This window comes from Psychrobacter sp. P2G3 (genome assembly GCF_001593285.1).
GTDB lineage: Bacteria > Pseudomonadota > Gammaproteobacteria > Pseudomonadales > Moraxellaceae > Psychrobacter.
Window position 1 is genome coordinate 442,797 of sequence record NZ_CP012529.1, and the last position, 22,383, is coordinate 465,179.

Annotated in this window: 19 protein-coding genes; 14 read left to right on the forward strand and 5 right to left on the reverse strand. The window is 42.3% G+C overall.

The features are described from left to right. The first annotated feature begins 532 nt into the window (after positions 1–532). The 3 genes from AK823_RS01875 (at position 533) to glyA (ending at position 4,007) form a co-directional block, all read left to right on the forward strand. Positions 533–1,870, forward strand: coding sequence for a GNAT family N-acetyltransferase (locus AK823_RS01875; protein WP_068325759.1), 1,338 nt, complete (start codon positions 533–535; stop codon positions 1,868–1,870). Between the two features lie 60 nt (positions 1,871–1,930). After that, entirely contained in the window at positions 1,931–2,434 is a 504-nt protein-coding gene (locus AK823_RS01880; RefSeq protein WP_068325762.1) for a chorismate lyase, read from the forward strand. Positions 2,435–2,750: 316 nt separating this feature from the next. Further along, positions 2,751–4,007, forward strand: a complete 1,257-nt coding sequence (gene glyA / locus AK823_RS01885; RefSeq protein ID WP_068325766.1) for a serine hydroxymethyltransferase — start codon at positions 2,751–2,753, stop codon at positions 4,005–4,007. Positions 4,008–4,111: 104 nt separating this feature from the next. On the opposite strand, the gene gltS is transcribed toward glyA, so the two are convergent. The 4 genes from gltS to AK823_RS01905 form a co-directional block, all read right to left on the reverse strand. After that, the gene (gltS, locus tag AK823_RS01890) at positions 4,112–5,386 is read right to left on the reverse strand and encodes a sodium/glutamate symporter (protein WP_068034247.1); all 1,275 of its coding nucleotides are present in this window, start codon (positions 5,384–5,386) and stop codon (positions 4,112–4,114) included. Positions 5,387–5,475: 89 nt separating this feature from the next. Beyond that, positions 5,476–5,850, reverse strand: coding sequence for a barstar family protein (locus AK823_RS01895; RefSeq protein WP_068325767.1), 375 nt, complete (start codon positions 5,848–5,850; stop codon positions 5,476–5,478). A 1-nt stretch (position 5,851) separates the two neighbouring features. Next, the gene (locus tag AK823_RS01900) at positions 5,852–6,634 is read right to left on the reverse strand and encodes a ribonuclease domain-containing protein (protein ID WP_082785602.1); all 783 of its coding nucleotides are present in this window, start codon (positions 6,632–6,634) and stop codon (positions 5,852–5,854) included. Between the two features lie 123 nt (positions 6,635–6,757). Then, positions 6,758–8,059, reverse strand: coding sequence for a glutamate-5-semialdehyde dehydrogenase (locus tag AK823_RS01905; protein ID WP_068325769.1), 1,302 nt, complete (start codon positions 8,057–8,059; stop codon positions 6,758–6,760). Positions 8,060–8,578: 519 nt separating this feature from the next. Between AK823_RS01905 and AK823_RS01910 the strand changes: the two genes are divergently transcribed. The 10 genes from AK823_RS01910 (at position 8,579) to AK823_RS01955 (ending at position 19,976) form a co-directional block, all read left to right on the forward strand. Beyond that, on the forward strand, positions 8,579–8,965 hold the full coding sequence (locus AK823_RS01910; RefSeq protein ID WP_068325770.1) for a hypothetical protein: 387 nt from the start codon (positions 8,579–8,581) through the stop codon (positions 8,963–8,965). Between the two features lie 274 nt (positions 8,966–9,239). Further along, positions 9,240–10,043 (forward strand): ATP-binding cassette domain-containing protein, encoded by an 804-nt coding sequence (locus AK823_RS01915; protein ID WP_068034258.1) that lies wholly within the window; start codon positions 9,240–9,242, stop codon positions 10,041–10,043. Between the two features lie 297 nt (positions 10,044–10,340). Continuing rightward, positions 10,341–11,141, forward strand: a complete 801-nt coding sequence (locus AK823_RS01920; RefSeq protein ID WP_203226483.1) for a transporter substrate-binding domain-containing protein — start codon at positions 10,341–10,343, stop codon at positions 11,139–11,141. Between the two features lie 32 nt (positions 11,142–11,173). Further along, positions 11,174–12,115, forward strand: coding sequence for a transporter substrate-binding domain-containing protein (locus AK823_RS01925; protein WP_068325771.1), 942 nt, complete (start codon positions 11,174–11,176; stop codon positions 12,113–12,115). Positions 12,116–12,176: 61 nt separating this feature from the next. Continuing rightward, positions 12,177–13,097 carry an ABC transporter substrate-binding protein gene (locus AK823_RS01930; protein ID WP_228138898.1) on the forward strand — a complete coding sequence of 307 codons (921 nt, stop codon included), beginning with the start codon at positions 12,177–12,179 and terminating at the stop codon, positions 13,095–13,097. 392 nt (positions 13,098–13,489) lie between these two features. Beyond that, positions 13,490–14,224 carry an ABC transporter permease gene (locus tag AK823_RS01935; RefSeq protein ID WP_068034264.1) on the forward strand — a complete coding sequence of 245 codons (735 nt, stop codon included), beginning with the start codon at positions 13,490–13,492 and terminating at the stop codon, positions 14,222–14,224. Between the two features lie 13 nt (positions 14,225–14,237). Beyond that, positions 14,238–14,963, forward strand: coding sequence for an ABC transporter permease (locus AK823_RS01940; protein WP_068034266.1), 726 nt, complete (start codon positions 14,238–14,240; stop codon positions 14,961–14,963). A gap of 147 nt (positions 14,964–15,110) precedes the next feature. Then, positions 15,111–15,818: a fumarylacetoacetate hydrolase family protein gene (locus tag AK823_RS01945; protein WP_082785603.1), complete on the forward strand. Its 708-nt coding sequence runs from the start codon at positions 15,111–15,113 to the stop codon at positions 15,816–15,818. Positions 15,819–16,063: 245 nt separating this feature from the next. Next, positions 16,064–18,292, forward strand: coding sequence for a PhoX family phosphatase (locus AK823_RS01950; RefSeq protein WP_068330065.1), 2,229 nt, complete (start codon positions 16,064–16,066; stop codon positions 18,290–18,292). A 184-nt stretch (positions 18,293–18,476) separates the two neighbouring features. Further along, positions 18,477–19,976 carry an alpha/beta fold hydrolase gene (locus AK823_RS01955; protein WP_068325774.1) on the forward strand — a complete coding sequence of 500 codons (1,500 nt, stop codon included), beginning with the start codon at positions 18,477–18,479 and terminating at the stop codon, positions 19,974–19,976. A 113-nt stretch (positions 19,977–20,089) separates the two neighbouring features. Here the strand turns inward: AK823_RS01955 and AK823_RS01960 are convergent, their stop codons facing one another. Further along, positions 20,090–21,067, reverse strand: coding sequence for an Hsp33 family molecular chaperone HslO (locus AK823_RS01960; protein ID WP_068325775.1), 978 nt, complete (start codon positions 21,065–21,067; stop codon positions 20,090–20,092). 315 nt (positions 21,068–21,382) lie between these two features. On the opposite strand from AK823_RS01960, the gene AK823_RS01965 reads away from it, so the two are divergent. Next, on the forward strand, positions 21,383–22,363 hold the full coding sequence (locus tag AK823_RS01965) for a glutamate/aspartate ABC transporter substrate-binding protein (protein ID WP_203226484.1): 981 nt from the start codon (positions 21,383–21,385) through the stop codon (positions 22,361–22,363). Positions 22,364–22,383: the final 20 nt, after the last annotated feature.

Consider the following 22,383-nt stretch of genomic DNA (forward strand, 5'->3'; position numbering starts at 1 on the left):
GAAAATCTTCAGTCGCTAACATTCACTAAAATAAGACTTAGAACATACGCTCTAAACTGTTTGAAAGTGAACTGTTGACGGCATATCATAGTGAATCCACTATAAATACGATACGATGTCAATCTTATATAATGAACTAAGTGTACCGTTTTCGCTCATATCCTATGTATCGGAATTATATTAAGCTAATAACAACGTTATTCTACCAGTCATCAGCCTCGATATCATCTTTTCCATTCAAGTACCGCTCTTTAACCCTGTTTTTTAAAGTAAAAGCGATAAAACCGGTATATATATACACATTGCAAATACAATTGACAGACAAACAGCACTTAATATTGTTATTAAATAATAAAACGTCAAGTAAAGTCATCTGCATTTTTGTAGGTGGCTTTTTTATGCTTGGTTGGAAACCATTATGATAATCTCTCTATTTGCGATGTTCATTTTATCTGCATTTTTTGCAAATTGTGACAGCAAAATATCTGACGTTTGATAGGCTAAACGATAAAGAAAAAACAGTGTGAGTCTTATGAATCTACAGTATGCGCTACTTAACGATACTAGTTGGCAGAGTCGAGCCGATTGGCAACTGCCTGATACCCCTTTTATGTCGTTTGCCTTTTGGCAGGCATTGATAGATACCGGTGCGATTGGTGAGCGGGCAGGATGGTTGCCTATCTTCATTTTGGTCTATCGTACAGATGGTGCTGAGAGTGAAGCGTTAGATGATCCAACCACAACAACCACAGCACCAGTGGACATCTCTCAGCCTGTCGCTGTCATGCCAGTCTTTGTAAAAGATCATCATCGTGGGGAATTCGTCTTTGATCACGCATGGGCACAGGCTTATGCGCATTATGGCATTGACTATTACCCGCGTCTGGTCACAAGCTCACCTTATACACCGATTACCGGTCAGCGATTGTGGTTGGCAGCTGGTGAAACGCTTAACGCCGATATTGTAAAAACTGCGATAGCAGGGGTGGACGATATTGCGCAGCAAGTAGGAGCATCAGGCTGGCATGGATTGTTTGTGACGCCAGAATTAGCCAAACTTGCGACGTCATCAATGCCTGCCAATAATATGGTTGATCCAGCACAGGTGACCAATACTGAAATAGTAGAGCTTACTGCAAACAATCCTATCCTTGAGCGCCAAGGCTGTCAGTTCCTATGGCAGAATGAGGACTTACTACAAGACGGCAAGCCCTTTGCAGACTTTGATGCGTTCTTAATGACATTGACGGCTAAAAAACGTAAAAATATCCGCGCTGAGCGTAGGAAGGTTGCTGCACAAGAAATTTACTGTGTTCGTAAGTGCGGAGATGAAATTACTGATGCGGATTGGAAGGCGTTTTATCATTGTTATGTGATGACCTATGCCGTTCGCGGACAGCAGCCATATCTAAAAGAAGCGTTTTTTATGGCATTGGCAAAAGACATGCCTGAGTATCTGTTTTTAGCGCAAGCTTATGATAGTAATGATAAGATTATTGCCAGTAGTTTGTTCTTATATGATAAACCTCATAGTGAAAATGCGACTTTATATGGTCGTTATTGGGGAGCGCTTGGTGAGTATGACAGCTTGCATTTTGAGCTGTGCTATTATCAAGGCATTGAGTTTGCCATTGAGCAGGGTCTGAAAAATTTTGATCCAGGTACTCAAGGCGAGCACAAATTAATACGGGGTTTTATTCCAACCAAAACGCATTCTTTGCACCGTATTTATGATCCGCGTTTTGTACCAGCGATTGCAGACTTCTGTACAAAAGATCGACTACAAATGACGCGATATCGCCAGCAAGCACATGATGCATTACCATTTAATATTGATAATATGCCCAAGTTTATTGATCATGATGAATAAGGTTTGATAATCATGATCAATATTGGTTTTTCTTTTCTAACCTCTCACATTTAGTCACTTATGCCCAGTCACTCCTTTGATTATTCCAATACTTTGATACCACCAATTGAGCTACTATCGTGGCTCAATGCCGAAGGCTCTTTGACTGCAATGCTCGAAGAAAGGGCAGGACAGCCATTACGCGTAGAGCTTAGTTTTGAAGGCTATCGTCAGCTTACGTTAAGCCAAAAGCAGCAACTAGGTCTGCACGGCTTAGCACTTAATCGTCCAATGATAGCGTGGATACGTGAAGTCCAGCTGTATGGTAATGACGATAGACCTTGGGTACAGGCGCAAAGTGTCCTTCCTTTATCAAGTTTAAAAGGACGCGCGCGCCGTCTACAGCAACTAAAAGGTACTCCTATCGGCTACGTTCTATTCAAACGTAGTCGAACCTTACCTAATAAGCGTTTTGTCTGCTTCACCGAAGATGGTTGGCAACGCCAAACACGTTATGATTGGTATGGACGCAAATTACTTATCAGCGAGACCTTTTTGCCAGCATTTTTGTCCGGCAATGCTTGAGGATTTTTAATAAATATACGTCTTATAGATAAACGTTGCTAAATATGACGTATCTAACATGTGCTGGCATGTATTAAAAATAAGTAAAACAGTTATTTCGTTGGCAATTTATGCCCGTTATAAAGGCGTTTAATTCATTCAGCTTAAGGCAAGGTTTTTTTGCGCTCATAACGTGAAATTTCATGTTACACTTGGTCATAGCGATACTCTGAATGCAGAAGCACATCAAAACTATTGCTGATACCGAGACGCCGATTCTAGGCGTCTTCCTTCTACTAGCTCCCCTCTAAAAATAGTCAATATATAGGACATTAATATGTTTAAAGATATATCTATCAAGGATTATGATCCAGAACTTTCTAAAGCCATGGAAGCTGAAAGCGTGCGTCAAGAAAACCACATTGAGCTTATTGCATCAGAGAACTATTGCTCGCAAGCAGTGATGGAAGCACAAGGCACAGATCTAACCAATAAATATGCTGAAGGCTATCCAGGCAAGCGTTATTATGGTGGCTGTGAGCACGTTGATATCGTTGAGCAATTGGCTATTGATCGCGCAAAAGAATTGTTCGGTGCCGAGTATGTAAACGTACAGCCGCATTCAGGTAGCCAAGCAAACTCAGCGGTATTTTTAGCATTACTTGATGCCAACGATACGGTACTAGGAATGAGTCTAGATGCGGGTGGTCACTTGACTCATGGCGCGCATATCAACTTCTCAGGCCTTAACTATAATGCCGTACAATATGGCCTAGTTGAAGAAACAGGTCTGATCGATTATGACGAAGTTGAGCGTTTGGCAAAAGAGCATAAGCCTAAAATGATTATTGCTGGTTTTTCAGCGTATTCACAAGTGGTTGATTGGGCGCGTTTCCGTGAAATCGCCGACGAAGTAGGTGCGTACTTACTGGTAGATATGGCACACGTTGCAGGTCTTATCGCTGGTGGCGTTTACCCAAGCCCAGTACCGTTTGCTGATGTAGTGACTACTACAACCCACAAAACCTTACGTGGCCCGCGCTCAGGTATGATCTTGGCACGTGATGAGAAGCTGGCGAAAAAGCTCAACTCTGCTGTATTCCCAGGCAACCAAGGTGGCCCGTTGATGCATGTAATCGCTGCTAAAGCGATCTGCTTTAAAGAAGCCTTGGAAGATAACTTCAAAACTTACCAGCAGCAAGTCGTTAAAAACGCCCAAGCAATGGCTAAAGTCATCCAAGAGCGTGGTTATGAAATCATCTCTGGTGGTACTGAAAACCATCTGATGCTTATCAGCTTAGTTAAGCAAGAAATGACTGGTAAAGAAGCGGACAAATGGCTTGGCGATGCACATATCACTGTGAATAAAAACGCAGTACCAAATGATCCAAAATCTCCGTTCGTCACTTCTGGTATCCGTATTGGTACTCCAGCAATTACTACTCGTGGCTTTAACGAAGCACAAGCTAGTGATTTAGCTGGTTGGATCTGTGATGTCCTAGACAGCCGTGGTGATGAAAAAGTCCTTGCTGAAATACGTGGCAAAGTAGAAGCTATCTGTAAAGAGCTGCCAGTTTACGAAAAAAACCAGTAAACTTTAAATAAATAAAATCAGATAATATAAAAACCGCTTAGCTTTTGCTAGGCGGTTTTTTTGTTTTCTTAAGCAATTAGGTCTGATGCTATTACACTCTTAACTTACATAAACGGCAACTTCGTAAATATCTGCAATATCGTAGCGTTGACGATATCAACGAAGAAAGCACCAACCATTGGCACAATCAAAAACGCTTTAGGTGATGGCAAGTAGCGATCGGTGACTGCCTGCATATTGGCAATCGCAGTCGGCGTTGCGCCCATACCAAAACCACAATGTCCTGCTGATAACACAGCTGCATCATAGTTTTTGCCCATTACTTTGAACGTTATAAAGTAGACATACACAATCATAATCGCTGTCTGCACCAGCAAGATAATTAATACAGGACCCGCTAGATCAGTCAACTGCCAAAGTTTTAATGACAGCAATGCCATCGCTAAGAATAGACTCAAAGAAGCGTTACCAAACACATCAATGGAGCGGTCGAACATATCAAAATCAAACACCATCGTTAACACATTACGGATAATGACACCGCCTGCCAATGCCCAAACGAAGGTGGGTAACTCAAACCAAGTATCTGCTGCAACGAGTGTCATAGCATCTGCAAATGCCAATGCACCAGCAAATAGCGCTAACGTTTCAATAGTAGAGGAGGCAGTGATAAAGCGCATACTGTCAGGTCTTTCAAAGATTTCTTTATTGCTATGCGCTGAATCTTCATCATGTTTGGTACTGTACAATGACTGCGCACCAGCGACCTTTTCGATGTCACTAGGATTTGGATTGGCTGGTGTAGGTTTTAGACCAAGCCTTTGAATCAAGCGCCGCGCAACAGGACCACCAACGATACCACCTGCTACCAAGCCATAGGTTGCAACCGCAATACCAAGCGTCGTCGCTCCAACCACGCCATAATCTTCTTCTAAAGTAATGCCCCAAGCACCTGCTGTGCCGTGTCCTCCGGTAAGAGCAATAGAACCTGTTACTAATCCGAGTAGAGGATCAAGTCCCAATGCGCTTGCCATGGCCACGCCAACGACATCTTGCAAGACAATAAAAACCGATACCACAATAGTGAAAATCAATAACGGCGAACCACCCGCTTTAAGCCTACCAAAGTCAGCACTGAGTCCAATAGAGGCAAAGAACATGAGCATAGTTGCCGTCTGCAAACCTTGATGAAAGTTAAAGGTATATCCCCAAAAGATATTTAAAATATAGACAACAATTGCAGCAACCAAGCCACCAGCAACTGGCTCTGGAATGTTAAAGTCTTCTAAAAACTTAATTCTCTTAACCAAAAAGCGTCCCAGCAGTAGCACTAAGGTGGCTAATATCAATGTGTAATAGCCGTTTAAAGTAATTTCCATACGTTAATCCTTTCTCTAAATATTAATTAACCTGAATCCGGGATAAATATGGCTTTATCTCGAAATCAGGTTTTTGTGATAATTAGCGACTAGTCCTTATCTTCGGACGACACAATTTCGGACGAAACAATCACCCACAATTGCGGCTTACCAAAATCTTTGTAGGCATCTTCAATAATGCTTTTAAAAACGTTAAAGTCTTTAGTATTGATGGTTTCTGTCTTAGTTAAACTGAGCTGTAAATGAGTGACATCACTATCCGTCAAGCAGTCCCAAGCACTGTCCCAATTATGGACAAAGTAGCTAGGAAAATCGCACGCTTTGGCTAAGCTGGTTAAGAGATTTTCTTTATCAAGCACTTTACCGATGGGGATGTTAACAGCCTGCTCAGGAATGCTGTCACTAAGTGTTGTACCGTTTTGGTTAATGCCGTTTTGATTAATATAATAAATGGCTTGGCTCATATTAATTTACCTCCAATTTTCGAAAGCTATCGTAGTGGTCGACGGTCAAATAATATATGGTTGGAGGATTACCACCAGTGACAATGCGCCGCGCCCCGCGATGAGAAACCCCAGGCGTAGGTACGGTATATTCACGGTAGTAGCCTTGGGACTGCGCGGGTAGTCTGCCTTCTCGATTATAAAAAGTAGTACCGTCCTTATTAGGATATGGAAAAGGTCCACCTTGTTGAATAAGCGCGATGGTTTGGTCTATCTGAGGGTCGCCAGTTATGCCACGTGCCTTTGATTGGCTCGTTTCCGATGAGGTTTGTGATATAGAGGTCGGTTGGACGCTATCTGTAAAAAAAGTAGACTTTAAATCGGCAAAGAAATAAACAGCAACTGCAATGATAGTTATCAAACTAAATAGGGTAGATAGCGAGCTTTTCTTATCTTGGCTACTACGATGGTGGTTGCGATTGCTATGATTGTTTCGATTATTCTGACTATTGTGAAAGCCATTATTTTGGCTAGTATTGTTTTGATTGGTATTGCTTGATGGGCGTTTGGGAGAATCCGAATCTGCCCTTTCTTGAAGGCTCAATGATGTATCAGTGACTTCAGTTGCTCTTAACTGGTTTTTATCGTTACGTTCACTGTTGAAATAGACTCTTTGACCTACAGCAATTGGTTGCGACAACTTCACTTTACTGACATGAAAAAACACGTCTTCACTTTGATTATCTACCTCGATAAAGCCATAGCCTTTATCTTGTTTCCAGTGTTTGATTTCGCCACTTTGCATGCGTATGTCGTCCTGTAAGCTTCCTGTTTTTATAACTAATAAAAAACGCCAGCAATTAGGCTGACGTTTTTTGTGGATTATACTTTAGGTTAAGCTACAAATGGTAGGTTAAAGCATAATAAGTTAGGCGCGGGTCTCACCATGTCCATAGACGATCCATTTTTGTGAGGTCAAACCTTCAAGACCTACAGGACCACGCGCATGAATCTTGTCGGTTGAGATGCCAATCTCTGCACCCAAACCATATTCAAAGCCATCAGCAAATCGGCTAGAGGCATTAATCATCACGCTAGCTGAGTCTACTTCACGGATAAAGCGCTGCGACTTAGTATAGTTATCAGTGATAATGACATCGGTATGATGGCTGCCATGGGTGTTGATATGTTCAATCGCTTCATCAAGGCCTGCCACGATTTTAATCGCTAAAATAGGTGCTAGATATTCGGTATCCCAATCCTCATCTGTCGCTGCTGTTAAATGTCCATCAAGCTTAGCGTTGTCATTTAAGATAGCTTGCGACTTATCATCAAGACGCAGTTGCATAGCATCATCAGCTTGGATAATAGCTTCAGCGATCTGTGGTAGTAGCTCATCTGCAACTGCTTCATCGACCAGCAATGTCTCCATCGTATTGCAAGTACCGTAACGATGGGTTTTAGCGTTGACGCTGACTTCGATGGCGATATTAGGCTTGGCATCGCTATCAATAAAGGTATGACAGTTACCGTCTAAATGTTTGATAACTGGAACTTTAGCGTCATTACTGATACGTGCAATCAAACTTTTACCACCACGCGGTACAATTACATCTACATACTCTGTCATGGTGATAAGCTCGCCAACCGCTGCACGATCTGTCGTTTGTAGTACTTGGACGCTATGTTCAGATAGACCCACATTTTTTAGGCCTTGGTAAATACACTTAGCAATTGCTTGATTAGATTCGAATGCCTCTGAGCCACCGCGTAAAATAATAGCGTTGCCAGATTTTAGGGCAAGAGATGCCGCTTCTAAAGTAACGTTTGGACGTGATTCATAAATCATGCCGACCACGCCAAGTGGCACACGCATTTTACCTAAGTGAATACCTGATGGACGAAAGGTCATGTCAGTCACTTCGCCAATAGGGTCAGGTAGGGTAGAGACGTCTTTGAGACCTTGTAGCATACCCTCAAACCGAGCGTCGTTTAGCTCTAAACGATCCAGTAGGGCAGCATCAAGGTCATTTTTTTGACCATTGTCCATATCAATTTGATTGGCGGATAAAATATCTTGTTTGGCATCAACTAATACATCATGAATCGCCATAAGTGCTGAATTTTTATCGCCAGTATTAGCAGCGGCAAGAGCACGAGATGCTGCACGGGCTTGTTTGCCAACTTGTTGCATGTAAGCGGTGATATCTGTGGTATTTGGTTGACTCATAGATCATTTTCCTTATATCTGTGGATAGAAGTTATTGTTCGTCATAATAATAGGTTATACAAAATAAACATGCCAAAGAAGGCAAAAGTGCACAAAGAAGCGCTAATAATGGGTGAAAAGGTAAGTTTTATCACTGTTACAGCGTTATGCTATTTAACATAGAGGAGTTACAGTCGATAGTAAAGACGAATTTGTGAACAATATCTGCTTCTAACCTATAGTTACTGGCTTTTAAAGGCATGTATTTAGCTTTGTATTGAAGTTGGGTTATAAAGTGCTTTTATTAAAGAGGCCCTTATCAAAGAAAGTTTCATTAATGATATTTTATGATAAACATTTGATACTTATACAGTTACGCATTTTTAACACAACTATGCTGTAACTACTAAGGTAGTAATCGGAAGTTGTCAGTATAGTTGAACACTAAATCGTTAAGTATGCACTAGGCTCAATATTGATTGGGTGTGTTTATAAAACTTTTAAATCCCATTATTGCTGATTGAGCGACGGAGAGTTGAGATGAATACCACTAAAAACATGAAAATGATAGAGAAGACCACTCATAAATCTATGCATAAAAAATGGTTGTATGCATCACTAGCAGCAGCGGCTTTAACATTGAGTGCTTGTGCAGATAAAGAAGCACCTATGAGTGAAGACGAAACCGCTATGGATGCTCAGGCAGAAGTAGAGCAGGGTGCAACTGGTGTGGCTAATGATAATCATATGGCAAATGAAGATGTTGCAGTAGCCTCTGAAGATATGGATATGGCTAGTGATGCCAATACCGATATGATGAACGACGATGTCGCGGTTGCCGAAGCTAATGATGGCGTAGCGGTAGGTGTTGATGACTCCGAGATGCTAGATGGTAGCGAATCAGAAGAGCATGTTTCTACCTATTAGTATTTTTCATAAAATAAAGCTGATAATATAAAAAAAGCTCAGACACGTTAATGCGATCTGAGCCTTTTTTATGGATGACGCAATTAGAGATATTAAGCATGAAAAAAGATAGAAAGTTTGCCTTTTAGCCCTGTTTTAAGCGACAATGTGGCGCAAACGACTGATGAGACTTGTCATTATATTGATACGCTACCAGTCCCTATTTTTTTAAGTTATCATAACTTTGTTATTACGCTTCTCTTTTTAATCATTTTTAATGGAAATCCGCTAACCCATGCTTGAGACTGCCGCAAACTCGACTCGCCCTATCGCCTTAGAGTTACAAGATCTTCATAAAAGCTTCGGCTCATTGGCTGTGCTCAAAGGTGTATCACTGACTGCCTATGATGGTGATGTGATCTCTATCTTGGGGTCTTCTGGCTCTGGAAAATCTACTTTATTACGTTGTGTTAATTTGCTCGAAAAGCCAAATCAAGGCCGTATTATTATCGGCAATGATGAGCTCATGCTAAAACCAACAAAGTCCGGTGAGATGCAAGCAGTAGACAACAAACAGCTTGAGAGTTTACGTGCACGCGTGGGTTTTGTATTTCAAAACTTCAATCTATGGCCGCATAAAACCATCCTTCAAAACATTATTGAAGGGCCAACGCAGGTCTTAAAAATTAAAAAAGATCAGGCCATCAGTGATGCTGAAAAGCTACTAGATAAAGTCGGCTTACTGGACAAAAAAGACGCTTATCCTGCCAACTTATCAGGCGGTCAACGTCAGCGTGTTGCTATCGCTCGTGCGCTAGCTATGCAGCCGCGTGTATTATTATTTGATGAGCCAACTTCTGCGCTCGATCCTGAGCTGGTTAATGAGGTACTCGCTGTCATGCGAGATTTGGCAGAAGAGGGACGTACGATGCTAATTGTCACCCATGAAATGCGCTTTGCCCGTGAAGTGTCAAGCAAAGTGGTGTTTTTGCATCAAGGCGTTATTGAAGAGATTGGCACGCCTGAGCAAGTCTTTGACAATCCAACCTCAGAGCGAGTTAAAGAGTTTATGGCATCGCATAGTCAAAACCAGTCATAATAATTTGTTCAATACTCAACACCTTCAAGCATTAAATCATTAAATAACTATTTGATATCGCCAAATATCGATGGCATCAAATAGTTATTCATCATGCTATCCGTCCTTGCTTAATACTTTATTACTCAATAATGACAGTCAATATGCAAAACGTTTGTTTTTGATATTTTAGTCAGGTATTATCGAGTAGTCTATAAAATGTCAATATTTGTTATTACATTTATTATTTGGCAAGGATGTCAAAAGTTAAAACAACATAATTATCTATCAGAAACCCTATTAAAAAATGAGGAACGTATGATGTCGAACTCTCGTCTATTGTGGTCGTCAATGACCATCACTGCAGCCATTGCGCTTAGTGCTTGTAGCCAACCTGCTAATGAAGCCACTGATACTAATGCTGATGCACCTGCGGCGGACGCGGCTGGTAAGACCATTCGCATCGCGACTGAGGGCGCTTATCCTCCTTTTAACTATACTAATGCTGATGGTAGCTTGGCAGGCTTTGATATCGATGTTGCTAATGCTTTATGTGCGCAAATGCAAGCAAAGTGTGAGATTGTCGCTCAAGATTGGGACGGTATTATTCCAGGTCTACTAGCACAAAAATACGATGCCGTAGTCGCTGGTATGTCAATTACTCCTGAACGTCAAGAAAAAGTCGATTTTACTGAACCTTACTTTGCTAATACGATGGTATGGCTGACCGATACTAACAGTAGCTTTAATCCAGTGGCTATGAAAAACCTAACTTTAGGTGGCCAGCGTTCAACGACTCCAGGCGCTTATCTGCAAGAGAATTACGAAGGTAAAGACGGTAATACCGTTCAGTTATACGATAACTATGACAACGCCTACTTAGATTTAAAATCAGGCCGTAGCGATGCAGTATTGGCTGAAAAAGTCTCTGCCAAATCTTGGTTAGCAGATAATACTGAAGGCTTTGGTATTGTTGGTGATGAAATAGACAATGATGACAATATTGCTATTGCTGTGCGTAAAAATGACTCTCTCAGAGATGACTTCAATAAGGCATTAAGCGAAATACGTAGTAACGGTGAGCTTGCCCGTCTTGAGCAAGAGAATTTTGGTCAATAATCTTCTGATTTAGAAATAAGAGAATAGCAATTATGACAATATCTATGACATCATCATTCGTAAATAGAGCCAAATGGTTGGCACCGCTTAGTGCAGCGATGCTAATGCTGGCTGGCTGTAATAATAGCTCTGCACCAGAGGAAAGTACCGCATCTGATACAGCGACTACTGACACTCCTATCAATATAAAAATTGCTACGGAATCAAGCTACAAGCCATTTAGTTATACTGACGCTGATGGCAAGCTTATCGGTTATGAGGTAGAACTGGTCGATGCGCTATGTGCGCAAATGAAAGCAGAATGTGAGCTAATATCACAAGACTGGGATGGCCTCATTCCTGGTCTCAACGCACAAAAATTCGATGCCATTATTGCTGGTATGTCGATTACGCCTGAACGTAAAGAAGTGGTGGAATTTACTGATCCGTACTTTCATACTGGTATTATTTTGATCGGTAAAAAAGGTGACGCTATTAGTGTTGCAGATCTAAAAGGGCAGCCTGTTGCTTCACAGCGCTCAACGGTTTCATCACAGTACTTGCAAGATGAATATCCAGACGCTGATATCAAACTTTATGATACCCAAGATAATGCTTATTTAGATCTAACTTCAGGTCGCGTACGTGCGATGATGTCAGATAAAGTGACGGGTATTGATTGGCTAAAGACAGAAGCTGGCAAGGACTATGAAGTCAAAGGGCAAGAGATCAGTACTGAAGAAGACGCAATGGGTATGGCCTTTCGTAAAGGTGATCCTTTAGTTGCTAAATTCAATCAGGCTTTGACTGAGTTGAAAGCTAATGGCGTCTATGATCAAATCACTGGTAGCTACTTTGGTACTAGCACTACAGCTGCTGCCCAAAAAGCAGTTGCAACGGGTGGTGTTGAGAAAGTAGTGGTCATCGATGATGGTGATGTCGATGCTAATGCTATGATTGCTAAAGAAGAACAAACAGAAGCGGCGACCAACTAATACAGCGTCTACCTTATAAAGGTAGATATTGTTTTTTACTAAGTAAACATCAAGGATGATTATGAGCAACTATTTTGTCCCAGTCATCGTCATGACTCGTGCATCAGTCATCAAATCGGTTAGGATGAGTCGTTTTTCAGCATCTTTGCTGGCCATGGCTGCTGTCTTTGCATTAGCTGGTTGCAGCAACAGCCAAGATAGCACTGATGATGTTAATCAGAGCGCTACTGAGACGACGACAGTTTCTGAAACAGGTGATGTGCTACGGATTGGTACCGAAGGTGCCTATGCGCCTTTTAACTATACCAATGCAGATGGGACACTTGGCGGCTTCGATGTCGATATGGCCAACGCTATCTGTGCCGATATGCAAGTCACTTGTGAGATTACGGCGCAAGATTGGGATGGTATCATTCCTGGACTTAAAGCTGGCAAGTATGATGCGATTGTAGCTGCGATGTCTATAACACCAGAACGTGCACAACAAGTCAGCTTTACCGATCCCTATTTTAGTAATACTTTGGTGTTTTTAGCTAGAAAAGAGAGTAGCTTTGATCCAAGTAAAAGTAGCGATATTGATGCCCATTCTATCGCCGCCCAACGCTCAACAATCTCCTCACAGTGGTTAGAAGGCGAATATCCAAAAGCCAACATGAAGTTATATGATACGTTGAGCAATGCGTTTCTGGATTTAGGATCCGGTCGCGTTGATGCGATGATCTCTGACAAAGTACCAGCGCTGGAATGGTTAAGCTCACCATCAGGTAGTCCTTATATGATTAAAGGTGATGAGATTGATATTAATGATAACTTCGCAATAGCTGTTCGTCCTGGTGATGCTTTGCACGCTAAGATTAATCAATCATTGGCTAATATAAAAGCTAATGGAACTTATGATGAACTTAATCAAAAATACTTCGCGATGCCAGCGACCGAAACAACGGTAGCTGCTGAGCCCGCAACGGATACCGCTGGTCAGTAGTAATTTACTAGCTAGTCACGAAATACTTATTTTATTAGTCAGAAGGATATTGCCATATTGGTGATATCCTTTTTTATTTATGAATTTTTTGTTTTTATCTATAAAGAGCAACTGCTCTGATAAAACTGACTGCACAGTATCGCTAGATTGGTCTTAGCAGTGTCGTTTTGGCACGATTAGCATCCGTCTAGATACAGGTTTTGCGTATGAGCAGTAACATAGAGCTTGCCGATTATGATAAAATCACGGCTCATTTTTGCCGAGTCAATTAATCATAGTCTATACGCGAGCTCAAACGCGGTGTTGCCATACATGGTGCAAGGCTATTGGTACTGATTCGTTCAACTAATATTCTGCTAATTTGCTGATATAAAGAGACTGAGTGGACAACTGTGTTTGACTTACAAGGATTTGGCGCGCTATTACTGAGCGGCGCAACCGTCACTATCAAGCTTGCTATGACCAGCTTAATTATAGGTATGGTCTTAGGGCTTTTAGGTGCCACAGCCAAGCTGTCCAATGTCTGGATACTACGTAAAATTGCGACTGTTTATACAGCGACAATGCGTGGTATTCCTGAGTTGCTATTGGTACTGTTCATTTATTATGGCGGCTCTATTCTGCTGATGAGCATCCTCAAAAAATTCGGTTACAACGACTATGTCGAGATTAGTGCGTTTTGGGGTGGGGTCATGGCGCTATCCATTGCCTTTGGCGCTTATGCGACCGAAATCTTTCGGATGTCCATTCAAGAGATTCCTATAGGGCAGAGTGAGGCCGCGCAAGCGATTGGCATGCGTCCTTTTCAGACCTTTTACCGCATTACTTTACCGCAAGTATGGCAAATTGCCTTACCTGGTCTAGGTAACTTATTCTTGGTATTGCTAAAAGATACTGCGCTAGTATCGGTCATCGGTCTTAAAGATATTATGTATCAGTCATCGCGCGCCGCCCAGTCAACGCAGCAGCCTTTCACCTTTTATATGGCAGCAGCGATTATTTATTTAGGGCTGACGATGCTCATTACAGGCTTTATGATGTGGCTTGAATGGCGTGCTAATCCAGCAGCGCGCTATGCCAAAAAGCTTAGCCGTCAACCAAATCCCCGTCAATCGACCACAGGGTAGAGGAGAGATACTCATGGATTGGAATTGGCAGGTTATTTTTGATCATATCCCAGATTTATTAGGCGGCGCAGTATTAACTGTACAGCTAGTCGTAATATCAGGCATTATTGGGCTATTTTTTGGTTTGGTTTTGGCGTTATTGCGACTGTCCAAAAGCTGGGTAGTACAAATAATACCTTTTCTTTATATCTTCTTCTTCCGTGGCACACCGCTGCTGGTACAGATATTTTTGATTTATTATGGTCTTGGGCAGTTTGAAGCGGTACGTGATTCGTTCTTATGGGAGCCAGTACTCAGCCAAGCTTATTGGTGCGCTATTATTGCCTTTACGATGAATACTAGCGCCTATCTCGCTGAAATTATTCGCGGGGCTATTCAGACTATCCCAGTTGGCGAGCTTGAAGCTGCCGATGCTGTCGGTATGTCAAAATGGCAGAAGCTTACCCGTATCACCTTACCGCGAGCATTTGGTATTGTGATTCCAGCTTATAGTAACGAAGTTATCTTTATGCTCAAAGGCAGTGCCTTGGCATCAACCATTGCACTGATGGATATCACTGGAGTGGCACGTACGATCAGCGCGCGTACCTATACCTTGATGGAGCTGTTCTTTGCTGCTGGTATCGTCTACTTGCTATTGTCATGGGTTATTTTATTCACTTTTGGCATGTTTGAAAAAAGAATGAACCGCCATGCCAGTTATGTACCGCCAGATGTCGTGACGCGTACTATTCCATAGTCAGAAAATACATTTCTGCTAAATGTATCAGTACGAGCTATGATGATTGTGAATTATGATAAGTTTATCAAGTAGTCGCAATCGAAGCGGTAAAAGATAGCGTACTATAAATGACCCTATGACTTCCCCTGTTTGTGAGAACCTACTATGAGTGAATCACCCCATGTGTCTTTGATTAATGACGTTTTCGCTCATGCTGACGAGGGAGATGTTAAAGTCAAAACTGGCCGTATCTCGATTGGTAAAGTTGTCTGCGTCGGTCGTAACTATGCTGCCCATGCGCAGGAGTTAGGCAACGAGATACCAAAGTCGCCAATTTTATTTATGAAGCCTGCATCATCAGTGGCTTTTATGCGCAACGATATCATACGACCAGATTCAGATCGCTATGGTGATACTCATTATGAAGCAGAGCTTTGTATTCAGTTATCTGCTGACTTGAGCAATGCAACGGTAGCGCAAGCACAGCAAGCAATCGGTAGCGTCACTATAGGGCTTGACTTGACCTTACGCGATTTACAGACTGAGCTTAAACAAAAAGGTCATCCTTGGGAGCGTGCGAAGTGCTTTGATGGCGCGTGCGTACTCGCTGATTGGGTTGACCCACAAGCATTTGGTGATTTTAGCAATGTGCATTATCAGCTTTATATTAATGATGAGCTTAAGCAAGATGGTGACAGTACGTTGATGCTTTTCCCTGTGTATGAATTACTTGCTGAGATTAGTCATGCTTTTAGTTTGCAAGCAGGTGATGTGATTATGACTGGCACCCCAAGCGGCGTTGGTATACTGCATGCAGGCGATGAGTTAAAATTGGTATTGGGCGCGCATGAGTGGCAGACGCGGGTACAATAGCGTTACTTTAAATATAGGCTTAAATAAAAATTTGATGTCTGAAAATACAAAATCCTGAGCCAATACTTAGGATTTTTTTTGTTTAAATAAAGCCTGTTATTTAAATGTCATCTTATCGTCATGAAAGTTCAATAGACTCAAGCGTAATCCGCATTTTCGTAGTGGTAATTACAAAGCTGCGACTGAACCCTTTATGCTAATCTAGCCTAACAGCAAGGTGATTGACTATGACATTATTGAATAAAATGACATTACTGAATGATAAGCAAAATCTTGCCCACGAAGTTGTTGAAGACTCCAATCCTACTCATAATACTGACTTTCAAAGCATTATCAATCGTCGTCTGAACCGCCGTAGTATTCTAAAAGGTGGTACAGGATTGACAGCTGCTGCTTTCTTTGGCGCACTTCCTTTAGTCGGATGTGCTGACAATGATGAAAGTAGTGCTGGAAGCCCCCTTGTCAATAATGATAATGATGCTGCTATTCCTGCACAAGGTGATTTAAAGCGTCCTGAGACTTTAAAGTTTAAAGCAGTTGCGCATTCCACTGCCGAAACAATGAGCGTGGCGGAAGGTTATAAAGCTGAAATTATATTACCACTGGGCACGCCATTAATTTCTGGCATTGATGATTGGAAAGACAATCGTGAGCAGTCTGCTGAGTCGTTTGATTGGCGTATGGGTGACAACCATGATGGCATGTGGTTCTTTGGCAAAAAGGGCCATGGATACGATGCTAAAGCGTCAGAGAATGGTCTGCTGGTCATGAACCATGAGTACGTGAATAGTAGCGAGCTAAGCCCGTTTGGCTACCATGTAATCCAAAATAATAATGCTGCACCCATATTTAAAAATCGTCGCCTCGCCAGTGATGTGCGCCGTGAAGCCAATTGTCATGGCGTGGCTGTGGTTGAGATGACTCGCCGCGCCAATGGCATAGGTTATGAGATGGTGCTCAATTCAAAATACAATCGCCGCATTACTAGCAGTACTCAATCGCAGTTGGCAGGGCCAGTTGCTGGCTCTGATTTGGTCAAGACCAAGTTTGATCCGACAGGCTTTCAGACTCGTGGAATCAATAATAATTGCGGTGCAGGACTATCGCCTTGGGGCACGTATTTGACGACCGAAGAGAATTTTTTAGGAGTTTTTGCCCGTGGTCAAGATGCCAGTCAATTAACTGTCGCACAGAATTACGGTCGTGAGCGTTATGGTGCAACAGAAAATTTTGCCAGCTCAGGGTACTTATGGCATACCCCAGAAGCCAAAGACGCCAAAATCTCTGATGAATTTTCCCGCTGGGACATGACTGCTGTCGGTGCAACTGCGACTGACGATTACCGCAATGGTTTTAACACCTTTGGTTATATCACCGAAATTGACCCTTTTGACCAACATTCTATGCCACAAAAACGTACAGCGCTGGGTCGTTTTGCTCACGAAAACTGCGCCTATGCGCCTGTTGAGCAAGGCAAACCAGTGGTTTTTTATATGGGTGATGATGCCCGCGGTGAGTATATCTATAAGTTTGTCTCTAAAGCCCTGTGGTCAAATAAAGACATAGGAGCGGGCTTAAAAGCTGGTGACAAGTATATGAATGAGGGCACGCTATACGTTGCAATCTTCCATGACGATGGTAGTGGTGAGTGGCAGCCGCTGGTTCATGGTCAAAACGGACTAGATGCCTCTAATAGCGTGCTGCCCTTCAATGGACAAGATGACGTTTTAGTGTTTGCGCGTGCTGCTGCTGACACGTTAGGGGCAACCAAGATGGATCGTCCTGAATGGGTATCGGTCAGTCCCATTACTGGTGAAGTTTATGTGACTTTGACCAATAATAAATATCGCGGTGAACGTGATGATCAACCAGTGTCTGCAACCAACCCGCGCAGTTATCAGGCTCGTGGTAAAGCGCGCGGCAATGACAATGGTCATATTATCCGCTGGGCAGAAGCAGGAGGCGAGCATGCGGCAACGAGCTTTGAGTGGGATATTTATCTATTTGCTGCACCGAGTGCTTTGTCAGCAGAAAACTTATCGCAATTAAATGATAATAACGATTTTTCTTCACCAGATGGTTTGTATTTCGACCCACGTGGGGTATTGTGGATTCAGACTGATGACGGCGCTTATACCGATACCAGCAGTTGCATGTTGCTCGCAGCACTACCGGGTAATGTCAGCGATGGCACGCTCAAAACTACTTCGGCAGGACAGCAAACTCGTGTCGGTATGAAAGCAAATAATGACAATATTAAACGATTTTTTGTCGGTCCTGAAGGCTGTGAGGTGACCGGTATTACCATGACCCCAGACTTTAAAACGTTATTCATTAACATTCAGCATCCCGGTAATAATTGGGGCGCAGTCGCTGGTGGCAGTACTCCGCGCTCAGCTACAGTCATGATTACTCGCGAGGATGGAGATGTCATACTAGCAGAATCGTTTGCAACGGATATAAAAACGACATAGAAGTTAAGCTGTTCGTATTTAGTAAATACCTAATAAATAATCTCAAGCCATGACTTGGGATTTTTTATTAGGTATTTTCACTAAGCGATATTTTAGAAAGCTAGCGTGACAGTATAAATGTTTTGTTTACCGCATTTACAGGATAATATGTAAGAGTATCCTTATCACTAAATACATCAAAACTATGAACAATCCAGATTCTATCGATAGCATTCACGATTTATTTGCTAAAAATCAGCCTAAGTTTAATGTTAATGCTAATTCTGACTCTGAAGCTAGCGCGAAATTTCAGGGTGACGTGTATGAAGAGTTGGCACAGCTTGAATATATCTATGTCGATGATGAAATTGGATTAAATACCGAAGACAGTAAAACCATGACCTCGCACAAACCTATCTCTTTGAGTGATTTCTTTGAAGGATTGGCACAGCTTGCGACAATGGGTGTGGTTGAGGTTACTGACATTGTAGAAGCCATCCATCGTGAGATTATTCTACGTCCTTTGGGACGTTTTAACGAAGGCAATGTCAGTAAATGGCAACGTGGTCTTACCGGGCGAATCTATGGGGCAGTACGCCAAGTAACACGGCTAGTAGGCAACAATCTAGCCTCAGCGCTGCGAATATATAAAAGCCTGCTCAATCAAAAAGACTCGCGCCCGCTACCTGAAACACTAAAACAGCTTATCAACGTTCTAAATGGCGTAATGGGCGACCATCTTGTCACACATAATAACCCTCTCGCTATCCCGATGATTTTATACGACAGCTCTTTACGCCCAAGATATGGACATCTAAAAAACAAAGAGATATCAGGGCGCGTTATTGTTTTATGCCATGGTCTTTGTATGAGTCACTTGAGCTGGCAACCAACTGCAGGTAATAGTCTTGGCGCGTGTATTAGTCGCAGTCTGCCAAAATCTACCGTTCTATACCTTGATTACAATACTGGACGGCGCATCTCACTCAATGGTCGCAACTTCTCTAAAGTGCTACAACAGTTAGTAGATAATAACCCAAATATCAGTCAGATAGATTTGGTTGGGCATAGCATGGGTGGATTGGTCGCTCGTAGTGCGCTGTTCTATGGCAAACAACAAGGTTTTAACTGGGTGAAACGAGTTAGTAACCTCATTACTCTTGGCTCACCGCATCATGGTGCAAGCCTAGAGCGTATCGGTTATTTTGTGCAAGATATGATCGCCAAGCTGCCTTTTGCAGGGTCGCTTGCCAAACTGGGTGATTTACGTAGTACAGGCATTATCGATTTGCGACATGGTAGTATTCGTGACGATGATTGGAAGTCTTTAGAAGGCCGCAGTGTGCTACCGCAAGACTTTCATCATCCTGCTCGTCTGCCGCTACATGTGAATACTTACTTTATCGCGGCCACGCTGGTTGAGGCTCATTACGACTCCAAAGCCACAAGCTTATTGGGCGATGGTCTGGTAACAATAGAATCTGCGCTAGGGGAGTATGATGGCGAGCATGCTTTGTCGGTACCTGAAGGGCACAAGGCCATTTTTTATGGCGTAAGTCATTACAATTTACTTTACAACGATAGGGTACATAAGCAAGTCGTTGCATGGCTGTTGGACAATGGGCAAGGTAGCTCTAATCAAGAAGGTGATGCATTTGGTGCTTGCATACATTCTTATCCTGAAAATGTTGAGGTGGTGGTCTAGTTTTTTAGCCTTACTTTCTTATTTAGATTTATCCAGTAAAACAAAAACCCTCAAGCATCACACTTGAGGGTTCTAATTATAATTACAAATTAAACAAATCAATTCAATAAAAACTACTCAGCAAATATCGTTGCGACATCGTCTTTATTAAATTTATAGACTTCACCACAAAATCCGCAATCCATCTCGAATTTACCGCCTTGTTCCTCGATTATATCCAACGCTTCCGCTTCGCCGATTTGCTCAATTGCCATCTCGCATTTTTCACGTGAGCATGTACAGCCAAATGATAAGGCAACTGGGTCAGGCGCAACGACATTTTCTTCATTGTATAAACGATACAAAATTTCATTCGTATCAAGCGTGGTTAGCTCTTCGGCTTTGACAGTACGAGTCAAAACGCTTAAACGCGTCCACAAGTCGTCATCGATACCCGCATCTTCGTTTTGCTCTACCTCATAGGTTTCCTCAGCGGTACGAGGCAGCATCTGTACCAATATACCACCTGCTTGCAAGCCGTCAGAAGCCAAATTAATTAGCGTTGGAATCTGTGCAGATTGCTTTTGATAATGTGCTAAGCAGTCAGCTAAATTGTCATGGCTACGCTCAACGATACCTTGGTATGCTTCACCGCCATTAGGCTGAATGTTAATAAATAACACGCCTTGACCCATAGCGCCAAGCTCAGCAAAAGCCTCATTAGCACTGGTCATATTTTCCCATGCTTGTACTTGCTCATCAGTATCCGCTTTCCAGCTGGCAAGGGCGCGAATAATACCGTCTTGATCGCATTCAGCCATTGCCCAATTCAGTAAGCTGTCACTGTCTGACGACTGCAATTGAATGGACAGGTGGCCATCAATTTTAACAGTACCGATAAGTAAGCTGGCAGCCGTCAACATTTCACCCAATAAGCGTTTGATGGCTTCAGGGTAGGGCTTTTGAGCGATAGTGCTGGCGTAACTACGTGATAGGCGTACGACGTCGCCACGCACAGGCGAATCTTGAATAAAAAAGCGCTGACGCACATCATTATCGGTAGATACGGTGTCAGTTTTTGCTATCTGAGAGTTTTGATTGGCTTGAGTCATAAGTCATTAGTATGGTTAAGAAGTTGCTAGCTTTATGGGGATTATCCATAATTTATCAACGATAGAGAAAGCGCTAATATTGATTCGAAGCTCTAGAGTTGATAGTAGTTTACCCATTCCATTTAAATTTTCTTATTGAATATGAGATATTATGGATATATGTAAGAAAGTTTACTAAGGTCGGTAAAAGTGTTGTACAGTAACATTAAGTTGCTCTATGATAACTGAAAGTAACAGCAAGGATGCTGGGCAGTGATGTAGAAAATGTCCAAGCTTTTCACCGATTTGTAATAGTTTGATAAAAGGATGTATCTTATGGCTTATTCAATCTCAAAACCTCTAACGTTAGCTGCTTTTATGGCACTTGGCTTGGCTGGCTGTAATAACAGTAACCAAACTGCCGATGATGCTGCTCCAGCAGACGATGCAGCGACTACAGAGGCTGCAGCAAATCCTAACGGCACCCTACAAAAAATAAAAGATTCGGGCACTATTGTTGTCGGTTATCGTGACTCCTCTATTCCATTTTCTTACATCGCAGATGACCCTAATCAGCCGATGGGCTATGCGCATGATTTAGAGATGAAAGTGGTCGAAGCGGTTAAGCAAAAGCTAAACATGCCAGACCTAAACATTCGCTATAACCTAATCACCTCACAAACTCGTATTCCATTAGTACAAAACGGTACAGTAGATTTTGAATGTGGTTCAACGACTAATAATGAAGAGCGCCAAAAACAAGTGGCTTTCTCTAATGGCTTCTTTGAGATTGGTACGCGCTTATTAACCAAGACCGACTCTGGCATTCAAGACTTTGAAGACTTAAAAGGTAAAACACTCGTCACGACTGCAGGTACGACCTCAGAGCGTTATATTCGACAATATAATGACGAGAAGAAGATGGATACCGATATCATCTCTGCCAAAGATCATGGCGAAGGCTTCTTGATGTTAGAAAATGGCCGTGCTGATGCCTTTATGATGGATGATGTATTGCTTGCAGGCGAAAAAGCCAAAGCAAAAAATCCTGATGAATGGGTAATCGTTGGTACGCCGCAATCGTTTGAAATCTATGGCTGTATGATGCGTAAAGACGATCCTGAGTTTAAAGCTGTTGTCGATGAAGCATTGGCTAACACCTTTAGTTCAGGTGAGATTAATAGCATTTATGACAAGTGGTTCTTAAACCCTATTCCACCGAAGAACGTCAATCTAAACTTTGAGATGTCAGACAACTTAAAAGCTTTAATTGCTAATCCACATGATAGTGCCCAGCCAAAAGACGCTGCACAATAACGACATTTTGTCCCTCAATA

What these genes read in the sequence shown, in the direction of transcription:
- AK823_RS01955 (WP_068325774.1), top strand. Translation starts at nt 18,477, where the DNA reads ATGAACAATCCAGATTCTATCGATAGCATTCACGATTTATTTGCTAAA.
- AK823_RS01900 (WP_082785602.1), bottom strand. Translation starts at nt 6,634, where the DNA reads ATGCAAAGTGGCGAAATCAAACACTGGAAACAAGATAAAGGCTATGGC.
- AK823_RS01945 (WP_082785603.1), top strand. Translation starts at nt 15,111, where the DNA reads ATGAGTGAATCACCCCATGTGTCTTTGATTAATGACGTTTTCGCTCAT.
- AK823_RS01910 (WP_068325770.1), top strand. Translation starts at nt 8,579, where the DNA reads ATGAATACCACTAAAAACATGAAAATGATAGAGAAGACCACTCATAAA.
- AK823_RS01940 (WP_068034266.1), top strand. Translation starts at nt 14,238, where the DNA reads ATGGATTGGAATTGGCAGGTTATTTTTGATCATATCCCAGATTTATTA.
- AK823_RS01965 (WP_203226484.1), top strand. Translation starts at nt 21,383, where the DNA reads ATGGCTTATTCAATCTCAAAACCTCTAACGTTAGCTGCTTTTATGGCA.
- AK823_RS01905 (WP_068325769.1), bottom strand. Translation starts at nt 8,059, where the DNA reads ATGAGTCAACCAAATACCACAGATATCACCGCTTACATGCAACAAGTT.
- AK823_RS01880 (WP_068325762.1), top strand. Translation starts at nt 1,931, where the DNA reads ATGCCCAGTCACTCCTTTGATTATTCCAATACTTTGATACCACCAATT.
- AK823_RS01925 (WP_068325771.1), top strand. Translation starts at nt 11,174, where the DNA reads ATGACAATATCTATGACATCATCATTCGTAAATAGAGCCAAATGGTTG.
- AK823_RS01950 (WP_068330065.1), top strand. Translation starts at nt 16,064, where the DNA reads ATGACATTACTGAATGATAAGCAAAATCTTGCCCACGAAGTTGTTGAA.
- AK823_RS01875 (WP_068325759.1), top strand. Translation starts at nt 533, where the DNA reads ATGAATCTACAGTATGCGCTACTTAACGATACTAGTTGGCAGAGTCGA.
- AK823_RS01895 (WP_068325767.1), bottom strand. Translation starts at nt 5,850, where the DNA reads ATGAGCCAAGCCATTTATTATATTAATCAAAACGGCATTAACCAAAAC.
- glyA (WP_068325766.1), top strand. Translation starts at nt 2,751, where the DNA reads ATGTTTAAAGATATATCTATCAAGGATTATGATCCAGAACTTTCTAAA.
- AK823_RS01920 (WP_203226483.1), top strand. Translation starts at nt 10,341, where the DNA reads ATGATGTCGAACTCTCGTCTATTGTGGTCGTCAATGACCATCACTGCA.
- AK823_RS01960 (WP_068325775.1), bottom strand. Translation starts at nt 21,067, where the DNA reads ATGACTCAAGCCAATCAAAACTCTCAGATAGCAAAAACTGACACCGTA.
- AK823_RS01930 (WP_228138898.1), top strand. Translation starts at nt 12,177, where the DNA reads ATGAGCAACTATTTTGTCCCAGTCATCGTCATGACTCGTGCATCAGTC.
- gltS (WP_068034247.1), bottom strand. Translation starts at nt 5,386, where the DNA reads ATGGAAATTACTTTAAACGGCTATTACACATTGATATTAGCCACCTTA.
- AK823_RS01915 (WP_068034258.1), top strand. Translation starts at nt 9,240, where the DNA reads ATGCTTGAGACTGCCGCAAACTCGACTCGCCCTATCGCCTTAGAGTTA.